At 65.1% G+C, this 24,345-nt stretch carries 11 protein-coding genes, 1 tRNA gene and 12 pseudogenes; 8 read left to right on the forward strand and 16 right to left on the reverse strand.

What is annotated here, in order from left to right:
• The 6 genes and pseudogenes from OWR21_RS12545 to speB all read right to left on the reverse strand — a co-directional run.
• Window positions 1–51 (reverse strand): annotated as a pseudogene (locus OWR21_RS12545) (hypothetical protein); the annotation flags it as partial.
• A 179-nt stretch (window positions 52–230) separates the two neighbouring features.
• Window positions 231–320, reverse strand: a tRNA-Ser gene (locus OWR21_RS02120).
• A 79-nt stretch (window positions 321–399) separates the two neighbouring features.
• Window positions 400–1,715, reverse strand: a pseudogene (serS, locus tag OWR21_RS02125) (serine--tRNA ligase).
• Between the two features lie 78 nt (window positions 1,716–1,793).
• Window positions 1,794–3,100: pseudogene (locus OWR21_RS02130) on the reverse strand (replication-associated recombination protein A).
• A gap of 89 nt (window positions 3,101–3,189) precedes the next feature.
• The gene (locus tag OWR21_RS02135; RefSeq protein WP_147214075.1) at window positions 3,190–4,494 is read right to left on the reverse strand and encodes an MFS transporter; all 1,305 of its coding nucleotides are present in this window, start codon (window positions 4,492–4,494) and stop codon (window positions 3,190–3,192) included.
• 32 nt (window positions 4,495–4,526) lie between these two features.
• Window positions 4,527–5,486 (reverse strand): agmatinase, encoded by a 960-nt coding sequence (speB, locus tag OWR21_RS02140; protein ID WP_332394498.1) that lies wholly within the window; start codon window positions 5,484–5,486, stop codon window positions 4,527–4,529.
• Between the two features lie 133 nt (window positions 5,487–5,619).
• On the opposite strand from speB, the pseudogene OWR21_RS02145 reads away from it, so the two are divergent.
• Window positions 5,620–6,515, forward strand: a pseudogene (locus tag OWR21_RS02145) (LysR family transcriptional regulator).
• A gap of 15 nt (window positions 6,516–6,530) precedes the next feature.
• Here OWR21_RS02145 and OWR21_RS02150 read toward each other — a convergent pair.
• From OWR21_RS02150 to OWR21_RS02160, 3 genes and pseudogenes are all read right to left on the reverse strand, one after another.
• Window positions 6,531–6,956, reverse strand: coding sequence for a hypothetical protein (locus OWR21_RS02150; RefSeq protein WP_147214077.1), 426 nt, complete (start codon window positions 6,954–6,956; stop codon window positions 6,531–6,533).
• Window positions 6,957–6,991: 35 nt separating this feature from the next.
• On the reverse strand, window positions 6,992–7,639 hold the full coding sequence (lolA, locus tag OWR21_RS02155) for an outer membrane lipoprotein chaperone LolA (RefSeq protein WP_147214078.1): 648 nt from the start codon (window positions 7,637–7,639) through the stop codon (window positions 6,992–6,994).
• Between the two features lie 109 nt (window positions 7,640–7,748).
• Window positions 7,749–10,093, reverse strand: a pseudogene (locus OWR21_RS02160) (DNA translocase FtsK).
• A 219-nt stretch (window positions 10,094–10,312) separates the two neighbouring features.
• On the opposite strand from OWR21_RS02160, the gene trxB reads away from it, so the two are divergent.
• The 3 genes and pseudogenes from trxB to OWR21_RS02175 all read left to right on the forward strand — a co-directional run bounded on the left by trxB (window position 10,313) and on the right by OWR21_RS02175 (window position 12,704).
• Complete coding sequence (gene trxB, locus OWR21_RS02165; RefSeq protein ID WP_332394499.1) at window positions 10,313–11,269, forward strand: thioredoxin-disulfide reductase; 957 nt, start codon at window positions 10,313–10,315, stop codon at window positions 11,267–11,269.
• Window positions 11,270–11,434: 165 nt separating this feature from the next.
• Window positions 11,435–12,060 (forward strand): annotated as a pseudogene (locus OWR21_RS02170) (Smr/MutS family protein).
• A gap of 22 nt (window positions 12,061–12,082) precedes the next feature.
• Window positions 12,083–12,704 (forward strand): annotated as a pseudogene (locus OWR21_RS02175) (trimeric intracellular cation channel family protein).
• On the opposite strand, the pseudogene OWR21_RS02180 reads toward OWR21_RS02175, so the two are convergent.
• The 3 pseudogenes from OWR21_RS02180 to OWR21_RS02190 form a co-directional block, all read right to left on the reverse strand.
• Window positions 12,705–13,081 (reverse strand): annotated as a pseudogene (locus tag OWR21_RS02180) (P-II family nitrogen regulator). It lies immediately after the preceding pseudogene.
• A gap of 14 nt (window positions 13,082–13,095) precedes the next feature.
• Window positions 13,096–13,721 (reverse strand): annotated as a pseudogene (locus OWR21_RS02185) (class I SAM-dependent methyltransferase).
• A gap of 9 nt (window positions 13,722–13,730) precedes the next feature.
• Window positions 13,731–15,366 (reverse strand): annotated as a pseudogene (locus OWR21_RS02190) (NAD+ synthase).
• A gap of 55 nt (window positions 15,367–15,421) precedes the next feature.
• Here OWR21_RS02190 and OWR21_RS02195 point away from each other — a divergent pair.
• A complete protein-coding gene (locus OWR21_RS02195; protein ID WP_332394500.1) occupies window positions 15,422–16,654 on the forward strand; it encodes a GNAT family N-acetyltransferase in 1,233 nt (410 codons plus the stop codon).
• 64 nt (window positions 16,655–16,718) lie between these two features.
• On the opposite strand, the gene OWR21_RS02200 is transcribed toward OWR21_RS02195, so the two are convergent.
• Window positions 16,719–16,910: a hypothetical protein gene (locus OWR21_RS02200; RefSeq protein ID WP_332394501.1), complete on the reverse strand. Its 192-nt coding sequence runs from the start codon at window positions 16,908–16,910 to the stop codon at window positions 16,719–16,721.
• Between the two features lie 300 nt (window positions 16,911–17,210).
• On the reverse strand, window positions 17,211–17,738 hold the full coding sequence (gene ppa, locus OWR21_RS02205) for an inorganic diphosphatase (RefSeq protein WP_316889728.1): 528 nt from the start codon (window positions 17,736–17,738) through the stop codon (window positions 17,211–17,213).
• Between the two features lie 168 nt (window positions 17,739–17,906).
• On the opposite strand from ppa, the gene OWR21_RS02210 reads away from it, so the two are divergent.
• The 3 genes and pseudogenes from OWR21_RS02210 (at window position 17,907) to OWR21_RS02220 (ending at window position 21,592) form a co-directional block, all read left to right on the forward strand.
• Window positions 17,907–19,343: an aldehyde dehydrogenase family protein gene (locus tag OWR21_RS02210; RefSeq protein WP_332394502.1), complete on the forward strand. Its 1,437-nt coding sequence runs from the start codon at window positions 17,907–17,909 to the stop codon at window positions 19,341–19,343.
• A gap of 40 nt (window positions 19,344–19,383) precedes the next feature.
• Window positions 19,384–20,136, forward strand: a pseudogene (locus OWR21_RS02215) (SDR family oxidoreductase).
• A 220-nt stretch (window positions 20,137–20,356) separates the two neighbouring features.
• Entirely contained in the window at window positions 20,357–21,592 is a 1,236-nt protein-coding gene (locus OWR21_RS02220; protein ID WP_332394503.1) for an MFS transporter, read from the forward strand.
• A 45-nt stretch (window positions 21,593–21,637) separates the two neighbouring features.
• Here the strand turns inward: OWR21_RS02220 and OWR21_RS02225 are convergent.
• Window positions 21,638–22,830 (reverse strand): annotated as a pseudogene (locus OWR21_RS02225) (heme biosynthesis protein HemY).
• A gap of 2 nt (window positions 22,831–22,832) precedes the next feature.
• Window positions 22,833–24,345: fused uroporphyrinogen-III synthase HemD/membrane protein HemX (gene hemDX, locus OWR21_RS02230; RefSeq protein ID WP_332394504.1), on the reverse strand; the 1,513-nt coding region annotated here is incomplete at its 5' end.

Here is a 24,345-nt window from a genome sequence, read left to right on the forward strand (position 1 = left end):
CTCGGCACGATCTTTAGTCTTGAGACTGAGCTTAATTTCAGCCTTGCCGATCTGCTCGCGAAGGTTTTTAGAACACGCAGGCGCGCGTAGTAGGTGCCGTTACGGCGAACAAGTCCCGGCTTGTTTTGCATGGTCTCCATGACCCCTTGTGTACCACATCATGAGGAACAAGGGCAGCTAGACCATTGATGCAAAGAAAACCCCAGTTGCTACAAGCAACTGGGGCTGTCTGGCGGAGAGGGTGGGATTCGAACCCACGGTACCGTCGCCGGTACGCCTGATTTCGAGTCAGGTACATTCGACCACTCTGCCACCTCTCCGGTAACTGGGTCGCTGAATCGCGAAACCGCGAGTATAACAAAAATTTTCCGACCTGATCAAGAGGGTCGGCACAACTGATCAAACTGCCGGTTTCAGCACTTCCTGGCCGCCCAGATACGGACGCAGCACCGTCGGCACCGTGACCGAGCCATCCGCGTTCTGGTAGTTCTCCAGCACGGCCACCAGGGTACGGCCCACGGCGAGGCCCGAGCCGTTGAGCGTGTGGACCAGTTCCGGCTTGCCCTGCGCGTTGCGGAAACGCGCTTGCATGCGGCGCGCCTGGAAATCGCCCATGTTCGAGCACGAGCTGATTTCGCGGTACGTGTTCTGCGCCGGGATCCACACCTCGATGTCGTACGTCTTGGTGCTGCCGAAACCCATGTCGCCGGTGCACAGCACGACGGTGCGGAACGGCAGTTCCAGCTTGCGCAGGATGTTCTCCGCGGCGTTCGTCATGGCTTCCAGCGCATCGAACGACGTGTCGGGCTGCACGATCTGCACCATCTCAACCTTGTCGAACTGGTGCTGGCGGATCATGCCGCGCGTGTCCTTGCCGTACGAGCCGGCTTCGGGCGGAAGCACGGCGAATGCGCCGCAAACATCATCGGCAGCGCATCGGCGGCCACGATCTCATCGCGCACGAGGTTCGTGAGCGGCACTTCGGCAGTCGGGATCAGGTAGAAGTTCTCGACGCGCTCGCCGTCTTCGCCTTCGGCGCTGTGCCCCATCTTGCGCGGCACGCGGAACAGGTCTTCCTCGAACTTCGGCAACTGGCCCGTGCCACGCATCGACGCAGCGTTGACGATGTACGGCACGTACGCTTCGGTGTAGCCGTGCTCAAGCGTGTGCGTATCGAGCATGAACTGCGCGAGTGCGCGATGCAGACGCGCCACCTGCCCTTTCAGGACGGTGAATCGCGCGCCCGACAGCTTGGCGCCCGCATCGAAATCCAGCCCCAGCGCGGCGCCCAGGTCCACGTGATCCTTGACGGGGAAGTCGAACGTACGCGGCGTGCCTTCGCGGCGCACTTCCACGTTCTGCGTCTCGTCGCGGCCGGCCGGCACGCTTTCGTGCGGCAGGTTCGGGATCGACAGCATCAGATCCTGCAACTTCGCCTGCACCACGTCGAGTTGCGCGGCAGACGCCTTCAGCTCGTCGCCGATGCCCGACACCTCGGCCATCACGCCTGATGCGTCCTCGCCCTTGCCCTTGAGCATGCCGATCTGCTTGGACAGGCTGTTGCGGCGGGCCTGCAGCTCTTCGGTGCGGGTCTGGATGGCCTTGCGTTCCGCTTCGAGCGCGGCAAAGCCGGCCACGTCGAGCACGTAGCCGCGATCTTTGAGGCGCGCGGCGACGGCGTCGATGTCTTTGCGCAGCAGTTGGATATCAAGCATGTTGGGAAAAGGAAACCGAAGATTGCGAGCGGTCTGAACGACCGAAAAGGCCGATTTTATCGTACCGGCCCGTGGGGCTTATTTGTTGCGGGAGGATTTGTCGTGCTGGGCGTGCCACTGCGCATCCAGCTCGCGCAGGTGCCGCAGCTTCTCGCCAATCTTGCCTTCCAGGCCGCGCGGCGTCGGCACGTACCAGTTCTGCGGGGCAGATCGTCGGGGAAGTAGGTTTCGCCGGCGGCGTAGGCCTCCGGCTCGTCATGCGCATAGCGGTAGGCATGGCCGTAGCCGAGTTCCTTCATCAGCTTGGTGGGCGCATTGCGCAGATGCACGGGCACGTTGCGCGACTTGTCCTGGCTGACGAAGGCGCGCGCCGCGTTGTAGGCGTTATAGCCGGCGTTCGACTTGGGCGCGATGGCCAGGTAGATCACCGCCTGAGCCAGCGCCAGCTCCCCTTCCGGCGAGCCCAGGCGTTCGTACGTCTCGGCGGCGTCGAGCGTGATGCGGCCGGCGCGCGGGTCGGCCAGGCCGATGTCTTCCCACGCCATCCGCACGATGCGGCGCGCGAGATAGCGCGGGTCTGCGCCGCCATCGAGCATGCGGCAGAACCAGTACAGCGCGCCGTCCGGATCGGAGCCGCGCACGGACTTGTGCAGCGCGCTGATCTGGTCGTAGAAGGCGTCGCCGCCCTTGTCGAAGCGGCGCAGGTTTTCCGACAGCGCGGAGGCCAGCAGCGCCTCGTCGATCACCGGAACGGTATCGCCCTCGGCCTGCGAACGCGCCGCGCGGGTGACGATTTCCACGTTGTTGAGAAGCTTGCGGCCATCGCCGTCGGCCGACGCGACGATGGCGTCGAGTGCGGCGGGTGTCCACTCCAGCCCGCCCAGCTCCTGGCGTGCGCGTTCGGCAAGCTGCTTCAGCTCGTCGTCCGACAGGCTCTTGAGCACGTACACCGCGGCACGCGACAGCAATGCGCCGTTCACTTCGAACGAGGGGTTCTCCGTCGTCGCACCGATAAAGGTGAACAGCCCGCTTTCCACGTGCGGCAGGAAGGCGTCCTGCTGGCTTTTATTGAAGCGATGGACTTCGTCGACGAAGACAAGCGTACGGCGGCCATTGGCGCGAAACTGCTCCGCACGCTCCACGGCCTCGCGGATGTCCTTGACGCCGGAGAGGACCGCGGACAGCGCGATGAATTCTGCGTCGAACGCATTGGCCATCAGCCGCGCCAGCGTGGTCTTCCCGACGCCGGGCGGCCCCCAGAGGATCATCGAATGCGGCTCGCCCGACGCGAAGGCGACGCGCAGCGGCTTGCCCGGGCCCAGCAGATGCTGCTGACCGATCACTTCATCGGCGGAATGGGGGCGGAGGCGCTCGGCCAGCGGCATGTGGGCGGGCGCGTCCGGGAAAGAGAGGCGGAAGCGTTCATGCGGGGATTGTCGCAGAATCCGCTCGCCGACCGCTTCCCACGGCAGCGTCAGGCGGCGCGTGCGTCCAACGCCGGCTCGTCTGCGACCGGCCTGCTCCGGCCGATCAAAAGCACGCAGATCAGCGACAGCGCCGCAAAACCGGCATAGAAGATCGCCATCGGCCACCACAGCGGGAAGAAGCGATCTGCCAGCACCGTGGCAAGCAGCGGTGTCAGGCCACCCGCAAATGCGCCGCACACCTGATACGACAACGAGATCGCCGTGTAGCGGATGCGCGCCGCGAACATGCCGCTGACAAAGCCCGCGATGATCGCGTAATAGCCGGACTCGGCCAGCGTTGCGATGGCCACCCCTGCAAACACGGTGTGCGACTCGCCCATGCGGACCAGCGGGAGCATGACGAACGGCACGACCACCGCGAAAGCCGCGAGGATGACCAGCATGCGGCGTGTTCCGAAACGGTCGGCCAGCGTGGCCGCACCGAGCTGCACGAAGAACTGCAGCACGGCCACCCAGAACATGCAGTCGAGAATCATTGCGCGATCGAGCTGCAGGTACTGCGTGGCGTACGAAATCATGAAGATGTTGCTGAAGTACACGCCCGCGATGCCGTACACGTTGGCGCCAATGGCCAGAGCAATGAGCGGCCATGCCTTGAGCGCCTCCGCCAGCGGCTGCTTCGCCACGTCGCCGGAGGCCTGCATCGCCTCGAATTCCGGCGATTCGTTGACCGACATGCGGATCACAAAACCCACGGCCAGCAGCACCGCACTCGCCAGGAAGGGCAGGCGCCAGCCCCACGCCATGAAGGCCTCCGGCTCGAGCCGGCTGACGGCGGAAAAGGCCAGCATCGACAGGATCAGACCACCGGCGCTGCCAAGCTGCGCGAACGAAGCAAAGAACGTGCGCCGGCCTTTCGGCGCATGCTCGCCGGCCAACAGCACCGCGCCGCCCCACTCGCCACCCACGGCAATGCCTTGCAGCACACGCAACGCCACCAGCGCGACCGGCGCAATCCATCCGGCCTGCGCATAGGTAGGCAGACAACCGATCAGCACGGTGGCAACGGCCATGAGGGTGAGCGTGCCCATGAGCGCGCGTTTGCGGCCGAGCTTGTCGCCGATGCGGCCGAACAGCACGCCGCCGATGGGCCGCGCGAGAAATCCGATGGCGAACGACCCGAACGAAGCCAGCAGCCCCAGCAAGCGGTTCTCTCCCGGAAAGAACAGCGGCCCGAAGACAAGCGCCGCCGCCGTGGCGTAGCTGTAGAAGTCGTACCACTCGATCGTGGTGCCAATGAACGATGCCATCGCCGCACGGCGCGGCTGGGCAGTCGATTGCGTTGCTTGCATGGAGTCTCCTCTCCGTTCTTATGGGTGTCGCGTCAGGCCCGGTATTCGACGCCGGGCAGCACGCACAGCATCTCGAACGCGAGGCTGGCGCCGAGCAACGCCGTCGTCCCGAACGGGTCGTATGGCGGGGACACCTCGACCAGATCCGCACCGACGATGTCGAGACCGCGTGCACCGCGCACGATCTCCAGCGCCTGCGGCACGGTCAGGCCGCCAATCTCCGGCGTGCCGGTGCCGGGCGCATAGGCGGGGTCGATGCCGTCGATGTCGAAGCTGATGTAGACCGGGCCGCCCTGCACGCGAGCGCGCACCTCTTCCATGAGCGGCGCGAGCGATCGGTGCCAGCATTCCTCGGCGGTCACCACGCGAAAGCCCTGGTCACGGCACCAGTCGAAATCCTCGGCCGCGTAGCCGGTGCCGCGCAGGCCGATCTGCACGACGCGGTTGCAATCGAGCAAGCCCTCTTCCACCGCGCGGCGAAATGGCGTGCCGTGCGCGATCTTCTCGCCGAACATCGTGTCGTTGACGTCGGCATGCGCGTCCACGTGGATCAGGCCGATGCGGCCGTACTTGGCATGCATCGCGCGCAGGATGGGCAGCGTGACGGTGTGGTCGCCGCCCAGGCCGATCGGTCGGCAGCCGCCGGCGATGACCTCCCGGTATGCGGCCTCAATGCGCGCGATCGAGTCATGCAGGTTGTACGGATTGGTCGGCACGTCGCCGATATCGGCCACGCGCAGCGAGTCGAACGGCGCGGCGCGCGTGGCCATGTTGTACGGCCGCAGGAGGACGGATTCTGCGCGGATCTGCCGAGGCCCCAGCCGCGCGCCGTTGCGGTTGGACGTGCCAAGGTCGAACGGCACACCGACAAAACAGGCGTCCAGCCCGGCGGCTGACCTGGCGGCAGGCAGCCGCATCATGGTGGCAATGCCGCCAAAACGCGGCATGGCGTTGCCCGAGGCGGGCTGGAAGAGGTCGGCGCGGTCGTTCATGGCAGTCGCATGGTCACATCGGCCCGAGCCGATGTAAGGAGTGTCGATACACTGCATTCTTGCCGATGAATTTCGCACGTAGAATGCGAAATCTCCGAATCAAACATCGATATAGAGCGATGTATCGACCACCGTGCTGGGACAAGCTTCCGATCTTGATCTGCGACTGATCCGCGTATTTCTCGCCGTGGTCGACGCGGGCGGCATCACCCCTGCCCAGGCAACGCTGAACGTGGGGCAATCCACCATCAGCACGCAGCTGTCCACGCTGGAGACCCGACTGGGCTACCGGCTATGCGAGCGCGGCCGCAGCGGCTTCCGGCTCACCGCGCGCGGCGAACGCTTCGTCGATTCCGCACGCAAGCTGCTGGGCGCACTCGACGTCTTCAGCGCGGAGGCGCGCAAGGTGGGCCGCACGCTGGTCGGCACGTTGAATCTCGGATTGATCGGCCATGCGCCCGTCAATGCGAATGCACGCATCAGCCAGGCCATCGAGCGCTTTCGGCAACGCGATGAATCCGTGCATTTCACGGTGTCGGTCCGCCCGCCCGGGGAGCTGGAAGGACTGCTGCTCGACAACAAGATCCACATGGCGATCGGCTATTTCTGGCACCGCGTGCCGGCGCTGGACTACACGACGATCTTCCACGAGACGCAGCTTGCGTATGCGGGGCGCGGCCATCCGTTGTTCAGCAAGGCTGGGGACGTGACGCCCGCGCAGGCGCTGGCGCACGCGTGGGCGTGGCGCAGCTATCCGCTGCCGGAAGCGGCGGGGTCGCCGGCCGAGCGGCCGGTGACTGCGGTGGCGACAACATGGAAGCGGTGGCAATGCTGGTGCTCTCCGGGCGACACCTGGGTTACCTGCCGGAGCACTTTGCGGCGCCCTACGTAGCCCAGGGCCTGCTGACGCCGCTGGCACCCGCAGCCATGCGCTACGAGGTGCCGTTCGACATGGTGGTGCGCCGCGATGCCCGGCGCAACGATCTGCTGGCCGCCTTCATTGCCGACATGAAAGCGGCCCACGCTTAGACGACGGTCATGCCGTCAGTTCGACGCGCGCTGCACCAACCCCATAAACGCCTTGGCCTGCAACGGCCCATGGCACGACTGCGTCCCGTTGGACGCGCGCAGCAGCAGCCAGACGTTCTCGCTGGCTGGCGGCTGAATCACGAACGGCTGACGCGCCGAAGCCTCGGGCAGACGCGGATCAACCGGCGCCTGGATCGGCACGACCTGCCCCGCGTGACCCTTCACCAATGCGCCGCACTCGGCGCTGGGCAGCTCGGTCGCATGCAGGAAATCCTTGTTGACCAAGGCCTCGGCCAGCACCGTGTCTGGCGCGGTGAGGAACGAATCGACGTCAAAACGGGACGCTCCGGTGGAGGCGCATCCCGCAAAGACGGCCGCCGCTGACGCCGCAACGGCAACAGCGGCGGCTCGGTGCAGCGACGTAGTGAACGGCAAAGGCATGGTCGGTCTCCTGATCGAAAACCGGCCTCTACGCGTCATTGCTTGATGACGTCGGCCCCTTTGGGCGGCGTAAAGCGGAACACGTTGGCCGGCAGTTGCGGATTCTTCTGGATGTTCGAGAACGTCAGCAGGGTGGTGTTCCCGAAGGCGTCACGCAGCTCCATCCCCTGCAGCTCGCCGCTGCGAAAGCCGATGGCGATGCGCTCGAACTGGGTGTCCTTCGCTTTGGGCGTGAGTTCGGCCCAGTCGATGCCGTCCTTGGTACCACCTTCCTTGAGCGTGAAATTCTTCGCCAGATCGTTGCTGCCGAACAGGATGGCGGCCGGGCTGGAACCCAGGGACGCATCGAGCTTGCGCTCCGTGATCTGGTTCAAGTCCTTGTCGAAGATGTAGAGCGTCTGGCCGTCGGCCGAGAGCTGCTGTTCGTAGGGCTTCACATAGCGCCAGACGAAGCGGCCCGGGCGCGAGAAGACGAAATCACCGTTGGACGTGCCGGCCACGCGCAGCGGGCTGCCGTTGGTGCCGCCCTTCACTTGCCGCTGCACGAACTCGCCGCGCGCAGTGCTGACATTGCTCACGAAGGCGTTGAGCTGTTCGACCGCCCCTGCGTAGGCGCCGGCAGACCATGTCGCCAGCGAGACCAGCGCGGCGGCCATCAGGTGACGTGCTTTCAACACAAACATAGGAATCCCGGTTTCAGTTGATCTTGTTGTTAGTGGCCGGCCGCGCCGGAACATTCCGCCCGCGCGGTAACGCGATGTAACTGCAAATGCGCGCGCCATGCGGGCAGCGTCATTCCTCTTCGACGACGTTGCCGTTGCGATTGGGCGCCAGGATTTCGCGGTTGCCGTTGCCCGACATGGCTGACACGAGCCCCGCCTTTTCCATGTCTTCGAGCAGGCGTGCGGCGCGGTTGTAGCCGATGCGCAGATGACGCTGCACCAGCGAGATCGACGCGCGGCGATTCTTGAGCACCACGTCGACCGCCTGGTCATACAGCGGATCGGCCTCGCCGCCGCCCGCACCGACAAGGCCAGCGCCGCCACCAAAGCCATCGCCGCCGCCCTCGCCGTCGGCCACGCCGCCTTCGAGAATGCCTTCGATGTAATTCGGCTCGCCCTGCGCCTTGAGGTTGTCGACGATGCGGTGAACTTCCTCGTCCGACACGAACGCACCGTGCACGCGCACCGGCAAGCCGGTGCCGGGCGCCAGGTACAGCATGTCGCCCATGCCGAGCAGCGCTTCGGCGCCCTGCTGGTCTAGGATGGTGCGCGAGTCGATCTTGCTGCTGACCTGGAACGCGATCCGCGTCGGCACGTTGGCCTTGATCAGGCCCGTGATCACGTCCACCGACGGACGCTGCGTCGCCAGCACCAGGTGGATGCCGGCCGCACGCGCCTTCTGCGCAATCCGCGCGATCAGCTCTTCGACCTTCTTGCCGACCACCATCATCAGGTCGGCCAGTTCGTCGATCACGATGACGATCATCGGCAGCTTGTCGAGCGGCTCCGGCGCGTCGGGCGTGAGGCTGAACGGGTTGGGAATCTTCTCTTCGCGCGCGGCGGCTTCTTCGATCTTCTTGTTGAAGCCGGCCAGGTTGCGCACGCCCATCTTGCTCATGAGCTTGTAGCGGCGCTCCATCTCGCCCACGGCCCAGTTCAGCGCGTGGCCCGCCTGCCGCATGTCGGTCACGACCGGGCACAGCAAGTGCGGAATGCCTTCGTAGATGCTCAGCTCCAGCATCTTCGGGTCGATCAGGATCAGGCGCACCGCGTCGGCCTTCGCCTTGTACAGCAGCGACAGAATCATCGCGTTGATCCCGACCGACTTACCGGAACCCGTGGTACCGGCCACCATGCAGTGCGGCATCTTGGCGAGGTCTGCCACCACCGGCTTGCCGGCGATGTCCTTGCCCAGCGCCAGCGTGAGCTGCGAAGCGCTCTCGTTGTAGACCTGCGAGCCGAGAATCTCCGACAGGCGCACGGCCTGGCGCTTCGGGTTCGGCAGTTCCAGACCCATGTAGTTCTTGCCCGGAATCGTCTCCACCACGCGGATCGACACCAACGATAACGAACGCGCCAGGTCCTTGGCCAGGTTGACGATCTGGCTGCCCTTCACGCCCGTGGCGGGCTCGATCTCGTAGCGCGTGATGACCGGGCCCGGATAGGCCGCCACCACCTGCACTTCCACGCCGAAATCCTTGAGCTTCTTCTCGATCAGGCGCGAGGTGAATTCCAGCGTCTCGGCGCTCACGGTTTCGACGACCGGCGGGATCGGATCGAGCAGCGCCAGCGGCGGCAGGTCGGAATCGTGAATGTCGACAAACAGCGGCTGCTGCTTCTCGCGCTCCACGCGCTCGCTCTTGACCACGGCGGTCGGGCGCACGATCTGCACCGGCGGCGATTCTTCAATGCGCACGCGGCGGGTTTCGACCACCTCTTCGCGCTCGACCTTGGCGGCCTCGCCAATTGCGCGGTCCTGCTTGCTCTCGCGGCGTGTCTTGAAGCCAACGAACAGCATCTCGACGCCGGCGCCGATCTGCTCAGCCAGGTTCAGCCACGAAAAATGGAAGAAGAGCGACAGCCCGACCAGAAACGTGAACAGCAGCGCCAGCGTGCCGCCAGTAAAGCCCAGCGAATGCTGCATCGCCCCGCCGATCACGTCGCCCAGCACGCCGCCAGGCGCACGGGGCAGCTTCATGTGCAGCGAATACATGCGAATGGCTTCCAGACCCATGCTGGAGGCCAGGATCAGCGCAAAGCCGATCCACGTGACACTGGCGTCAACGCGCGGCATGGCCGTACGCGGCAGACGTTCGTCCGACATCAGCTCGCGCCAGCCGCGCCAGACCTTGCGCACCAGCAGCACCGCCCACCAGTAGGCGGACGCGCCAAAGACAAACAGCAGCAGATCGGCCAACCACGCGCCCACGCGGCCGCCGAGGTTGCGAATTTCGTCGACCTGGCTGGCGTGGGTGAAACCGGGGTCGGCCCGGTTGTATGACAGGAGAATGATCAGGAAGGCGATGGTCACCGCCAGCAACAGGAACCAGCGGACCTCCCCAGCAGCCGCCCAATGCGGGACGGCAGTGCGGATGGGTCAGTGCGGGTTGTCGGAGTGGTGGAAGCTCGAGCCATGCGGGAGACGCGGAGAGACGGATGTGCCGCTTGGGCAAGGCCACGCGGCTTGGGACAGCACAAATACGATGCCGAGGATTGTAACGCGGCCCTATCACTGCCATTGGAATTTACAACCGGGCGGACGAGGGGGTGCCACTTTATAATGGCGCCCATCACCCTCACCTAGCCTGCACGGCGGCGCTCCACCCCTCGTGCCGCGCACACACAGAACGCATCATGGCAAAACACGCAAAAGTGCTGATCCTTGGCTCCGGCCCCGCCGGCTACACGGCCGCGATTTACGCTGCCCGGGCCAACCTGAACCCCGTGCTGGTCACCGGCCTAGCGCAGGGCGGCCAGCTCATGACCACCACCGACGTGGAGAACTGGCCCGCTGACAAGGAGCACTTGCAAGGCCCCGAATTGATGCAGCGCTTCCTGGAGCACGCCGAGCGCTTCAAGACCGAAGTGCTGTTCGACCACATTCACACCGCGCATCTGAAGGAAAAGCCGATCCGCCTGGTGGGCGATTCGGGCGAATACACCTGCGACGCGCTGATCGTCTCCACCGGCGCTTCGGCCCAATATCTGGGGCTGCCGTCGGAAGAAGCCTTCGCGGGCCGCGGCGTGTCTGCCTGCGCAACGTGCGACGGCTTCTTCTACAAGGGCCAGGAAGTGGCCGTGGTGGGTGGCGGCAACACCGCCGTGGAAGAAGCGCTGTACCTGGCCAACATCGCCAGCAAGGTCACGCTCATCCACCGCCGCGACAAGTTCCGCGCCGAGCCGATCCTGATCGACCGCCTGCATGAGCAGGAGAAGAAAGGCAAGATCGAGATCAAGACCAACATGGTCCTCGACGAGATCCTGGGCGACGACTCCGGCGTGACGGGCGCCCGCCTGAAGGGCACGAACGAGAACGAAGGCAAGGTCGAAGAGGTCAAGGTGGCTGGCGTATTCATCGCCATCGGCCACAAGCCGAACACCGACATCTTCCGCGGCCAGCTCGACATGAACGACACGGGCTATATCCGCACGAAGAGCGGCCTGGACGGCATGGCGACAGCCACGAACATCCCGGGCGTGTTTGCCGCCGGCGACGTGCAGGACCACATCTACCGCCAAGCCATCACCAGCGCCGGCACGGGCTGCATGGCGGCGCTCGACGCCCAGCGCTACCTGGAAAGCCTGGAATAAGCTTCACCGCCCCGGGGTCTGCCGGGCGCAAACAACGCGGCCGATGGGTAACCATCGGCCGTTTTGCCATGTGCGGCGCCTTCGTATAATCGACAGAGGCTCCACCCGACGTGCTCGCCCGCCCTTCACCATGAAACGCGCTTCCTCCCCGCCAACAAGCTCAGCCTGACCGACCTGGCCGGCCTGCGTGACCAGCTCAAGCACGAAACGGAGGCACGCGAAGCCGAACGCCAGCGCGCCGAAGCCGCCGCACGCAAGGCCGCAGAAGCCAACGTGTTCCGCGCCAGCATCGGCGAGGTAAGCGCCCTGCGCCAGAACAAGCGTGTGGAACATCCGCGCAATCCGCCCGCGCCGGACCCTGTGCATTCGCGCGCCGAAGAGCAGACCGTCCTGCGCGATTCCCTGTCGGATGAATTCGACGTGGACAACTTGCTCGAAACCGACGACACGCTGTCCTACCGTCGCCCGGGCATCGGCGACGACGTGCTCAAGAAGCTGCGCCGCGGCGGTGGGCCATGCAAGATCAGATCGACCTGCACGGCATGCGCCGCGAAGAAGCCCGCGAGGCGTTGGCCGCCTTCCTGCGCCGTGCCGTGCAGCGCGGCATCCGCTGCGTGCGCGTGATCCACGGCAAGGGCCTCGGCTCGCCCGACAAAACGCCCGTGCTCAAGGGCAAGGTGCGTTCGTGGCTGGTACAGAAAGAAGAGGTGATCGCCTTCGTCGAGCCGCGCAACACGGCGGGCGGCGCGGGCGCGGTGCTCGTGCTGCTGCGCCAGCCGTACGGCTCCTGACGCGCAGGCGGACAGCGCACACATGCACGTAACACGCCTGCAATTGGTGATGCACTGGGTGGAGATCCTCGCGGTCTTCTCGTTTGCCATCTCGGGGCTGGCCGAGGCCAAACGGCGTCGCCTCGATGCCGTGGGCGCGTTCATCGTCGCGTTCCTGACCGCGTTTGGCGGCGGCGCTGCGCGATCTATTGCTGGATCGGCGGCCCTTCTACTGGATCGAGCACGAGCAATACCTGCTCGCACTCTTCGTGATGAGCCTGTTTGCCAATTGGGTCATCCGGCTGGTGAGCCAGCTGGTGTCCGACCGGGTGCTGATCGTGGCCGACGCCATCGGCATGGGGCTCTTTGGCGTGCTGGGCACGCAGCTGGCGCTCGATGCAGGTGTGCCGGTCTTCGTGTCGGTGATGATGGGCGTGATTACGGCGGCCTTTGGCGGCCTGCTGCGCGATGTGGTTTGCAATGAAGTGCCGATGCTGCTGCGGGACAATCACCCGTACGCAACGTGCGCGTTTCTCGGGTGCTTCCTCTACGTCGGGCTGACACACACGGACTTGCTGCCGAGCGTGTCTGTGGTGATCGCCACGCTGGCGATCGTGATCGGGCGGCTGGTGACGCTGCGCTGGAACATCACCCTGCCGCGTTGATCAACCCTGACCGGCGCGAGCGCGCCGGCCACAGGCGGCGGCTTCAGACCCTGCTTCGTCCTTCTCGCCGGTGCGGATGCGGATCACCTGCTCCACCGGCATCACGAAGATCTTGCCGTCGCCGATCTTGCCGGTCTTGGCAGCTTTGACGATCGTGTCGATCACGTTTTCGACCTGGCTTTCGGCCACCACCACCTCGATCTTGATCTTCGGCAGGAAGTCGACCACGTATTCCGCACCGCGATACAGCTCGGTGTGACCCTTCTGGCGAAACCCTTGACCTCAGTGACGGTCAGGCCGGTCACCCCCACGTCGGCGAGCGACTCGCGCACTTCGTCCAGTTTGAAGGGCTTGATGATGGCGGTGATTTGTTTCATGGGTGTCTCGCTCACTAGTTGGTGAAGTATTCAAGCGTCCAATAATACTGGAGCCGGTTAATGCGCACATCCCGGGCGATGCCGGACACCGTCTGCAGCAGCGTCGGATCGTCGGGAAAATTCTTCAGCACGTCGTGCTCGCTGCCGTCACGCAGGGGGCGACGCTGCCACGTATTGCCATGTTCGTCGTTGTAGGCAATGGGCGTGCTCGAGCCAAACACATACTGGTTATCGAACCACAGCACGCGCACGCCGGGCCACAAGGCGCGGTGCAGCCCTTCGACATGCCGGCGCAAATGCTGCAGCGGCAGTACGACCACCAGCAGCCCGCCGTCATCACGTCGAAGGTGCCGGGCGCGAACGGCAGCGCATCGTTGTCTGCGCGCACGAACGACGCCCCGGCGATGCCCTTGCCGCGTGCAATGCGCAGGACGGTGTCGTTGTAATCCGCGCCGACGATGCTGCGCGCGTCGGTCATCGCCTCGGTCCAAAAACCGGTACCGCACGCGAGATCCAGCACCCGCGCGCCGCGCGTCACGTCGCGCACGCGCGCCTTCAACCACGCCAAATCGCCCTGCCGCTCGGGCTTCGTGTAAATGCGCTCGTATTCGGGGGCACGTTTGGCGTAGTAGTCGAGCATGGCGGCGACCTATTCCTTGAAGCGCGACGTGATCGGATACCGCCAGTCGCGCCCGAACGCCCGCTGCGTCACGCGAATGCCCACTGGTGCCTGACGCCGCTTGTATTCGTTGATCTTGATGAGACGCACGATCTTCTGCACGTCGGCCTCGGCAAAGCCGGCCGCGATGATGTCCGCCACCGGCTGGTTCTGCTCCATGTAGCGCTGCACGATGGCGTCGAGCGCATCGTATTGGGGCAGGCTGTCCTGGTCGGTCTGGTTTTCACGCAGCTCGGCCGACGGTGCGCGCGTCAGGATGCGCCCGGAATCACTTCCGACAACGCATTGCGGTAGCGGCACAGGCGATAGACCAGCGTCTTGAAGATGTCCTTGATGACGGCAAAGCCGCCGGCCATGTCGCCGTACAGCGTGCAGTAGCCGACGGCCATTTCGCTCTTGTTGCCGGTGGTCAGCACGATCCGGCCGCTCTTGTTGGACAGCGCCATCAGCAGCGTGCCGCGAATGCGCTACGCCTGGATGTTCTCTTCCGTCGCATCTTCCGGCAGCCCGCGGAACTCCTCCGCCAATGCGCCCTTGAACGCGTCGAACATCGGGCTGATGGCGATTTCGTCGTACTGCACGCCCAGGCGGGCGGCCATGTCACGCGCATCGACCCACGAGATATCGGCCGTGTAACGCGAGGGCATCATCACCGCGCGCACACGATCGGCGCCGAGCGCATCGACGGCAATCGCCAGCACCAACGCTGAGTCGACACCGCCTGACAAGCCGATGATCGCACCCGGAAAGCCATTCTTGCCGAGGTAATCGCGCACGCCCAGCTTGAGTGCCTCATACACCTGGGCTTCCAGCGGCGCTCCGGCACGACCGTGCCCGGCAACGCGCGTCCACCGTCGAACTGCACGTAGCCGACGCCTTCAACGAACTGCCCCATCCGAACGACGACGTTGCCTTCGGCATCAAGCACGAACGAGCCCCCGTCGAACACCAACTCATCCTGTCCGCCGACGAGGTTCGCATACACATGCGGCAAGCCCGATTCCTTCACGCGCGCACCGATGATCCGCTCGCGCAGGTCTTCCTTGTCCAGGTGATACGGCGACGCGTTGGGGATCAGCACCACCTGCGCGCCGGCCGCCTTGGCGTAGGCCGTGGCCGTGGCATACCAGGCGTCTTCGCAGATGACGACGCCGAAGCGCGTGCCGTCCACTTCGAACACAAACGGCTCGGTGCCGGGCTGGAAGTAGCGCTTCTCGTCGAAGACTTCGTTGTTGGGCAGTTCGAGCTTGTTGTACCGGCCGATCACGCGGCCATCCACGGCAACGGTGGCGCTGTTGGTGGGCTTGGGCAGCACCCAGGCGCCGGCGCTTCCAGCGAGTTGCGGGTGCCCGATCAGCACGTGCAAACCCGGGAAGGCCGCCAGTTCGGCGATCAGCGCATCGAGCGCGCGCGCACTGGCATCGATAAACGCCGGGCGCAGCAGCAGGTCTTCGGGCGGATAGCCCGTGAGCGACAGTTCCGGCGTGAGGAGAATGCGCGCACCAGCCTGGTGCGCTTCGCGCGCAGCGGCGACGATGCGGGCAGCATTGCCGGCGAAATCGCCGACGGTGCAGTTGATCTGGGCGAGAGCGACAGAGACGGTCATGGGGGCAATATGGATTGCAAGCGCGCCAGTCAAAGCTGGAATTAGAATCGGCGGCATGACCTCTCGCCCCCTTGTTCCCGAGCCTCAAGCGCGCGCTGGTTCGCGACACGAATTGGCCAATTATCGCACGCGACTTGTGACCGATCTGCGCGACATCGGCCGCGACGCGTGGGATGCCCTGCTCGCCCTGCAGCCCGAAGCGACGCCTTTTCTGCGCTTCGATTTCCTGCACGCCCTGCATGAGAGCGGCAGCGCATCGCCCGACACCGGCTGGTCGCCGCAATACCTGACGCTGTGGCAAGACGGCCCCGACGGCGAAGTGCTCGCCGCGGCCGTGCCGCTGTACGTGAAGGGCCACTCCTACGGCGAGTACGTCTTCGACTGGGCGTGGGCCAATGCGTATGCGCAGCACGGGCTGGAGTACTACCCGAAATGGCTGTCCGCTGTGCCGTTTACGCCGGTGCAGGGCGCGCGCTTGCTGGCGCGGGATGCGACGGCACGCGCGGCGCTGGTCGACACAATGCTGGCGGTGGCGCGGCAGAGCGAGCTGTCATCGCTGCATGTGCTGTTTCCCACCGCCGATGAAGCCGAGCAATTGCGCGCCGCCGGCATGCTGCTGCGACAGGGCGTGCAGTTCCACTGGTGCAATCCCGGCTTTGCCAGCTTCGACGACTTTCTGGCCGCGCTGGAACAGAAGAAGCGCAAGAACATCCGCGCCGAGCGCCGCCGCGTGCACGACGCAGGCATCACCTTTCGCCACGTGTCCGGCGCAGCTGCGACGGATGCGGACTGGCGCTTCTTCCACCGCTGCTATCGCACCACCTACCGCGAGCATCACTCGTCGCCGTATCTGAACCTGGAGTTCTTCCGCCAGATCGGCCGGACGATGCCGGAAAACCTCCTGCTCGTGATCGCCTCGCGCGACGGCAACGACATTGCGAGTGCGCTGCTGGTGATCGACACGCGGCCCGAGGCGTCCGTCATGTACGGCCGCTACTGGGGCGCGATCGAGCCTCACCCCTGCCTGCACTTCGAGACGGCGTATTACCAGCCGCTGACGTACTGCATCGCGCACGGCATCCGCACGTTTGAAGGTGGCGCGCAAGGCGAACACAAGATGGCACGCGGCTTCGAGCCCGTGGCGACGCTGTCGGCACACTGGCTGGCGCATCCGGCATTTGCCGATGCAGTGGGCAGGTTCCTCGACCGCGAAACCGCCGGCATGAAAGCGTATCTGGACGAGCTGACGGACCGCTCGCCTTTCAGGCAACGGTCAGGATCGGACTAGCAGGGGAAAACGGCGGGACCAAGAAAGACGGCGTCCGCACGAACGGCGGACGCGGGGGTGAAGCTCAGTGCGCGGCAGGTTTCTGCTGGGCAATCATGCAGTGGGCAGCGTTCGAATCAACAGCCATGGAGGCCGATGCGACGGCACGCTCGCCGGCGTGGGCTGCGTCCGGCGGGCCCACCAGCAGCGCCCACACGGTGAATGCGGCCATGGCCACGGCGGAAAGCACGGGAACGACAACGGTCTTGTTCAACATCGCAGTACCAAGGGTTGGAGTCAAACTTGACGGGGAGTCTAGAGCGGTCGTTTCCGGTGGGCAAATGAGCGTTTCTTAAATCTCTGTGTAGCAGAACTACCGGGCGGTAAGTATGCAAATTCCGTGATGGATATCAAAAAACGCATACAAGACCCCATCCGGGCGCAGATGGCGAGCTGACGCGAGTCGACGCATTTCCGAGCATCACGCCGATGACCAATTCGCAAAGAAAAAATCCCGGCGCTCCATCCGGAGGCCGGGATTTGTCAGACATGCCGTACGGCGAAATCCTGAAATCGCTTACTTCTTATAGTTGGCAACGCCGTCGACGATTTCCTTGTGGGCTTCCTCAATGCCGCCCCAGCCTTCGACCTTGACCCACTTGCCGGCTTCCAGCGCCTTGTAGTGCTCGAAGAAGTGCTTGATCTGGTCCAGCAGGTTCTGGCCGACGTCCGACAGGTCGGTCATGTGGGCCGTGGCAGGGCTCAGCTTGTTGACAGGCACGGCAACCAGCTTGGCGTCCACGCCGGATTCGTCCGTCATCTTCAGCATGCCCAGGGCACGGCAGCGCACCACGCAACCATGGATAAGCGGGAACGGCGTGACGACGAGCACGTCGACCGGGTCGCCATCGCCCGACAGCGTCTGCGGGATGAAGCCGTAGTTGGCCGGATAGCGCATGCCGGTACCAACGAAGCGGTCCACGAACAGCAGGCCGGTTTCCTTGTCGGCTTCGTACTTGACCGGGTCGCTTTGCGCCGGGATCTCGATGATGACGTTGAAGTCGTTGGGGATGTCCTTGCCCGGCGAGACGTTGTTGAAGCTCATGGAAATGCTCCGGAATGCGCGAACTGCGTAAAAACGCGACGCAAATGGTTGGAAAGAAGCGTAAAAAACTGTCGGCGGGCATTATAGCCCCTCACACCCGGCCGCTTGCCCTACCCGGCGCGCGCCCGTGCGAAAATCGCGCGTTGCCGATCTTTTGCAGGAACCCCCATGCATGCCCAGCACTTCATCGCCAACCGTCTGATGTCGCCCGATTCGGGAATGCGCATCAAGGTGTTCGATCCGTCCGACGGCCAGTCCTTTGCCGAGATTGCGCGCGGCAACGCCACCGACATCAACGTGGCAGTGCATGCCGCGCGGCGCGCGTTCGAAAGCGTGTGGGGCCAGTTGGCGCCGGCCGAGCGTGGCCGTGTGCTGATGCGCGTGGCCCTGCGCCTGGCCGATCACGAAGAAGAACTGGCCCGTCTGGAAGCCCGCGACACCGGCAAGCCCATGCGCCAGGCGCGCGCCGATGCCCGCGCCGTCGCCCGCTACTTCGAGTTCTACGCCGGCGCGGCCGACAAGCTGCACGGGCAGACCATCCCCTACCCGGCCGATACCACCGTGCTGACCGTGCGCGAGCCGCATGGCGTGACCGCGCACATCATCCCGTGGAACTACCCGATGCAGATCTTCGGGCGCAGCGTGGGCGCTGCGTTGGCGGCGGGCAACGCCTGCGTGGTCAAGCCCGCGGAAGATGCGTGCCTGTCGGTCCTGCGCGTGGCCGAGCTGGCCGCCGAAGCCGGCCTGCCCGATGGCGCACTCAACATCGTCACCGGCTATGGCCACGAAGCCGGTGCGGCTCTAGCGGCGCATCCCGGGGTCAACCATGTGTCGTTCACGGGCTCCCCGGAAACAGGCAAGGCGATTGTCCGCGCGGCGGCGGAAAACCACGTGCCCGTCACGCTGGAGCTGGGCGGCAAATCCCCTCAGATCGTGTTTGCAGACGCCGATCTGGAAGCGGCCATCCCCGCCGTGGTGAACGGCATCATCCAGAACGCCGGACAGACGTGCTCCGCCGGCAGCCGCGTGCTGATCGAGCGCAGCGTGTATGAGGCGATGCTGGATCGGCTGGCAACGGTGTTCGAATCCATCAGGGTCGGCCCGTCGTCGCTGGACCTGGATTGCGGCCCGCTCATCAACCCCAAGCAGCAGCAGCGCGTGTGGGATTTCGTCTCGGATGCGCAGCACGCCAACATCCCGGTGATGGCGCAGGGCCAGGTGGTGCCCGAGGCGCCGGAAACCGGCTACTACCAGGCGCCGATGCTGCTGCGCGATGTGCCGCACACGCACCGCCTCGCGCAGCAGGAAGTGTTCGGCCCGCTGCTGGCCGCCATGCCGTTCGACACCGAAGCCGAAGCGCTGGCCCTGGCCAACGGCACCCCTTACGGCCTGGTAGCCGGCGTGTGGACGAACGACGGCGGCCGCCAGATGCGCCTTGCGCGCAAGCTCAGGGCAGGCCAGGTCTTCATCAACAACTACGGCGCAGGCGGCGGCGTTGAACTGCCCTTCGGCGGAACGGGCCAATCGGGGCACGGGCGCGAAAAGGGCTTCGAAGCGCTCTACGGCTTCACCACGCTCAAGACCATCGCCATCCGTCACGGCTAAGGCACAACGCAGCATTCCACCCACAACACGAGGAGACACCATGCGGCTTGCCGGCAAGATTGCCATCGTCACGGGCGCGGGTTCAGGCTTTGGCGAGGGCATCGCCAACACCTTTGCCCGCGAAGGCGCGCGCGTCGTCGTCAACGACTTGAATGCGGAGGCCGGTGAACGCGTGGCCAGCGCCATTCGCGTGGCCGGCGGCGATGCGCATTTCGTGCAGGCCGACGTCTCGAATGGCGATTCCGTTGCCAAGCTGCTGGGCGCCACGCTGGCGCGCTATGGCGATCTGCACATCGTCGTGAACAACGCCGGCACCACGCACAAGAACAAGCCGCTGCTGCAGATCACCGAAGACGAGTTCGACCGCGTGATGGCCGTCAACGTGAAGAGCATTTACTGGACGGCGCATCATCGTCCACTTCCGGGAGCGCGGCGGCGGCGTGTTCGTCAATGTGGCTTCTACTGCCGGCATCCGGCCGCGGCCGGGCCTGGTCTGGTACAACGCCAGCAAGGGCGCCGTCATCACAGCCAGCAAGGCGATGGCGGCCGAGCTGGGCCCGGACAACATCCGCGTGAACTGCGTGAACCCCGTGATGGGCGCCACGGGCCTCATCGAGCAGTTCATGGGCGTACCCGACACTCCGGAGAACCGTGCACGCTTCCTGGCGACGATCCCGATGGGGCGGCTGTCCACGCCGCAGGATGTGGCCAACGCATGCCTGTATCTGGCGTCGGACGAGGCCGAGTTCATTACCGGCACGTGTCTGAAGTGGACGGCGGGCGCTGCGTATAAACCCTGCCGGCGGGCGTCTTGGCGCGCCCGCCCGAGAAGCGCAGAATGCTGTGGCGGTTTTCCAGGCCGAGGTAGGTAGGTAACGAGGAGCACTCGGCCTGAACTCACAATAACGCTGGAGACCCGATGGCCATCACCACCCCACCCACCTCACCGGTCGGCGGCGCAGGCGCTGACGAGCCAATCCACAAGTGCATTTGAAGAAGCCACCTACCGCAAGGTGACGTGGCGACTGGTTCCGTTCCTGCTGCTGTGCTACGTGGTCGCGTATCTCGATCGCGTCAACGTGGGCTTTGCCAAGCTGCAGATGCTCAACGACCTCAAGTTCAGCGAGACCATCTACGGCCTCGGCGCCGGCATTTTCTTCATCGGCTACTTCCTCTTTGAGGTGCCGAGCAACGTGATCCTGCACCGCGTGGGCGCGCGCATCTGGATCGCGCGGATCATGATCTCGTGGGGCATCATCTCGGCGGCCATGATGTTCGTCACCACGCCGGCCATGTTTTACGTCATGCGCTTCCTGCTGGGCCTGGCAGAAGCCGGCTTCTTCCCGGGCATCATCCTGTACCTCACGTACTGGTATCCGGCGCAGCGGCGCGGGCGCACCACCACCTTCTTCATGACGGCGATTGCGCTGTCGGGCGTGATCGGCGGCCCCATCTCGGGCTGGGCGATGAAGGCGTTTGCAGGCGTCTACGGCCTGGCCGGCTGGCAGTGGATGTTCCTGATCGAAGGCATTCCTTCGATCATCGTGGGCATCTTCGTGCTGGCGTATCTGGACGACCGCATCAGCCACGCGAAATGGCTGACCGACGAAGAGAAGCGCTGCTCGCCCGCAACATCGCCGCGGAAGACGCCGAGAAAGAAGACCCGCCCATCCGTACTGTCATGGCCAGCCCGCGTGTGGCTGATGAGCCTGATTTACTTCAGCTTCGTGATGGGCCTGTATGGCGTGAGCTTCTGGCTGCCGACGCTGATCAAGCAGACCGGCGTGGCAGATCCGCTCTCGGTGGGCTTGCTGACAGCAATCCCGTACGGCGCGGCAGTCGTCGCGATGGTGTTGGTGGCCCGCAGCGCCGACCGTCTGCGTGAGCGCCGCTGGCACATCGCGATTCCAGCAGTGGTGGGGGCGGTCGGACTCGTACTGTCGGCCGTCTGGCACACCGATACCACGCTGGCCATGGCCGCGCTCACGCTCGGCACCATGGGCATCCTGACCACGTTGCCACTGTTCTGGAGCCTGCCGACCGCGTTCCTGGCCGGCACGGGTGCCGCCGCCGGCATCGCGCTGATCAACTCGCTGGGCAATCTCGCGGGCTTCCTGAGCCCCTACGCCGTCGGCTGGCTGAAAGACGCCACGCAGAGTACCGATTCGGGCATGTACATGCTGGCCGCATCGATGGTGCTGGGCGCGATCCTGACGCTTTCCGTGCCGGCACGGATGGTGAACAAATAGGCTTGGTCAGCAGCAACAAAAAGGCCGGGATGATCCCGGCCTTTTTCATTTCACGGCAAGCAACGCGCTTTGCCGATAGTGTCGCTGGGCGTCTTCCACCCGCTCCGTCTGCTCGAACATCTGGGCAAGCGCCAAGTGCGCATGGGCGCGCAGGTTGCCGGAGTGATCGGCGTCGGCGTACTTGAGCGCAGACTCCAGGTTCGACTGCGCCTTGCCCCAAAGCTGCTCCTTGAAGCAGAGCATGCCGAGCGTGTAGAACAGGTCGGCATCCACCGGATGCTGGCCAAGCCATTTCTCGGCTTGCTGGATCAGCGGCAGCGCCTTGCCCGGCACTGCGCAATCGGCGTAGCGGCGAATCAGGCGGCTATCCCAATGCGTCTTCAGACCGTCTTCGACGATGCGCTTGGCATCATCGGTACGGCCAAGCTGCGCGAAATACAGCGCCGCCTGCGAAGCGATGCGCGACGAGCGGCGCTCCTCGGTCGTCAGCTCGCGCCAGAAGCTATTCAGCGCATCGGCATCGTGGCGGCGCTCGGCCAGCAGCGTTTCGCACGCCATCTGCTTGAGGCGTGCAGCCAACACCGAATGGATGGCGTTGCGCTTTTCCAGGGCGCGCGTGAGGCGCAGCACCTCGCTCAATTCTTCAGGTGCTGATGCGCGCGCAAGGCAATGCGCTGCGCCTGAATCTGCCGCGAACCCTGCGATTGCAATTGCGCGATCTTCTCCAGCGCGCCTTCGGCATCGCGCGCATCGACCAGCAATTCCGCCATCGACACGAGCTTCGCCTGCTCGCGATCGGGCGAGGTGACTTCTGCCATCCACGCATCACGGCGCTCGGTTTCCTGCATGCGGTGCGCTGCGCGGGCGCCGATCAGCGCGGCCGTCTCGCGCTGAGGCTCCCAGGCCTGGGCCTCTCGCGCCTGGCGCTCCGCATGGCCGAAGCGCCCGGCAAACAGGCTTTCCATCGCTTCACGCAGCGCAGCCGATGCCTTCAGGATGCGGTTGCGCTCGCGATACGCCGCAGCACGCGCCGGCATACCGGCCACATGGTGGAAGAGCCGCATCACAAGATGCAGCACCACGAAGGTCGCCAGCAGCGCAGCCAGCACGAAGTTGAGCGACATCTCCACCCGGTACGGCGGGTAGAACAGCACGACGTTGCTCAGGTTCAGTTCCGTAAACAGCGCCAGCCCGACGGCGGCGGCAAACAGGAGCGCGACCCAGAATACCCAGCGCATGCTCACTCCTTGCCCGAACCGCGCACCGCGGCAAGGCTGTCAGCCAGCGTCGGCACCTGCAGCGTGCCAACCGTCGCGCGCACTTGCGACAGTTGATTCTGCACCGTGGTCACGCGCGGAGACTGCGTATCGAAGTAGCGCGCGAGCAGCGTATCGGCACGACCGAGATCGGCGCGGAACACGGCGTCATTGCGCGAGAGCAACGCCAGGCGCGCGTTCATCAAGCGCAGCTTGAGGTTTTCGCGCAGGAACCACGCCTGGTCGGAAGACAGCAGCAGCGCCTCCGTCTGATCGACGCGGCGGACCTGCACGATCTGGCCGAGTTCGCCGCGCACGTCGTTCCACAAACGCCCCCACCAGGCACGCACGCCAGCCGACCATCCGGCGTTTGGTTGCGTCGATGCAGCCGGCGCAGAGGCAGCCGCAGCCTGCGCCTTGGCATTCTTCGTGGGCTTCACGGCAGCATGCGGCGCCTGCGCAACCTGTTCCGCCTCCAACGGCTGAGCCGACGAGATGAGCGGCAGCGTATCGACCGCATTGATGGCGTCGTCCAGCCGCAGCGCGGCACCGGCCAGATCCAACGACGGCATCGCCTTGAGCTTGGCCATGTCACGCGATACCGCGCGGCGCACAGCGTTGAACTGCGGCTTGTCAAGCGTAGCCAGGCGCGCATCGACCGTTTGCAGCGCCGCCAGAGCACCGGCGACATTGCCCGTCAGCTGCAGTTGCTCGGCGGTGACTTCCAGCGAACGCTGGATCTCGGCGCGCTGCCAGTCGTCGCGGTTCCGCAGCAGGTCTTGATTGGCCTGTTCCAGGGCGGCCTGGCGGTCGCGCGTTTCTGCGGTGCGGGCATCCAGCGCACCGAATTTCTGCTGCAACTGGGAAACCGAATCCTGATCCGCACGCGACAGCACGCGCATCTCCTGCGCCAGGGCTTCGTTCGTCTGGGCGTGCTGGCGGATCTCGCGTGCAAGGCGCTCGTTGCGCACCTGCAGCGCGGCCACCGCCGCCACGACGGCCACCAGGACTACCCAAATCAACCAACCGCCGCGAGCGGGCGCATGGTTGACCGTCATGGTGGGGGCAAACGCGGCCGGCGGGGCAGCAGGCGCAGGGACAGGACTCGGCTTGGCCGCTGCGGGGGCTGGTGTCGGAGCAGGAGCGGACGAGGGAACGGGAGTCTGCGTCACAGTGGAAGAAGAAGTAGACGGATTGGGTTCAGCCGGCACCGTTGGCGAGCCATGCTCGGGAGCCGATATCGGCCCGGCCCAGGCGAGCACGCTGGCGAGGAGCCGGTCATCGCCTGCGCCGGTCAGCGTCACGTCGCGAAAACCCAGCGATTCGGCCTGCTCGACGATGCGTGCGTGCGAAGCAAAGCACGGCGCACCGTGCAGCGTATCGAGATCAGCAGGCGACAGATTGGCACGGGCCAGCTCATCGAGATTGCGGACAGCCTCGGAGCTGGTGAGCGTCCAGGCGTGGCGGGCCGAAAGCACGGCACGCAACGCGAGCCAG

It is taken from the genome of Ralstonia sp. 1B3 (genome assembly GCF_036631435.1).

What these genes read in the sequence shown, in the direction of transcription:
- OWR21_RS02135 (WP_147214075.1), bottom strand. Translation starts at nt 4,494, where the DNA reads ATGCAAGCAACGCAATCGACTGCCCAGCCGCGCCGTGCGGCGATGGCA.
- speB (WP_332394498.1), bottom strand. Translation starts at nt 5,486, where the DNA reads ATGAACGACCGCGCCGACCTCTTCCAGCCCGCCTCGGGCAACGCCATG.
- OWR21_RS02150 (WP_147214077.1), bottom strand. Translation starts at nt 6,956, where the DNA reads ATGCCTTTGCCGTTCACTACGTCGCTGCACCGAGCCGCCGCTGTTGCC.
- lolA (WP_147214078.1), bottom strand. Translation starts at nt 7,639, where the DNA reads ATGTTTGTGTTGAAAGCACGTCACCTGATGGCCGCCGCGCTGGTCTCG.
- trxB (WP_332394499.1), top strand. Translation starts at nt 10,313, where the DNA reads ATGGCAAAACACGCAAAAGTGCTGATCCTTGGCTCCGGCCCCGCCGGC.
- OWR21_RS02195 (WP_332394500.1), top strand. Translation starts at nt 15,422, where the DNA reads ATGACCTCTCGCCCCCTTGTTCCCGAGCCTCAAGCGCGCGCTGGTTCG.
- OWR21_RS02200 (WP_332394501.1), bottom strand. Translation starts at nt 16,910, where the DNA reads ATGTTGAACAAGACCGTTGTCGTTCCCGTGCTTTCCGCCGTGGCCATG.
- ppa (WP_316889728.1), bottom strand. Translation starts at nt 17,738, where the DNA reads ATGAGCTTCAACAACGTCTCGCCGGGCAAGGACATCCCCAACGACTTC.
- OWR21_RS02210 (WP_332394502.1), top strand. Translation starts at nt 17,907, where the DNA reads ATGCATGCCCAGCACTTCATCGCCAACCGTCTGATGTCGCCCGATTCG.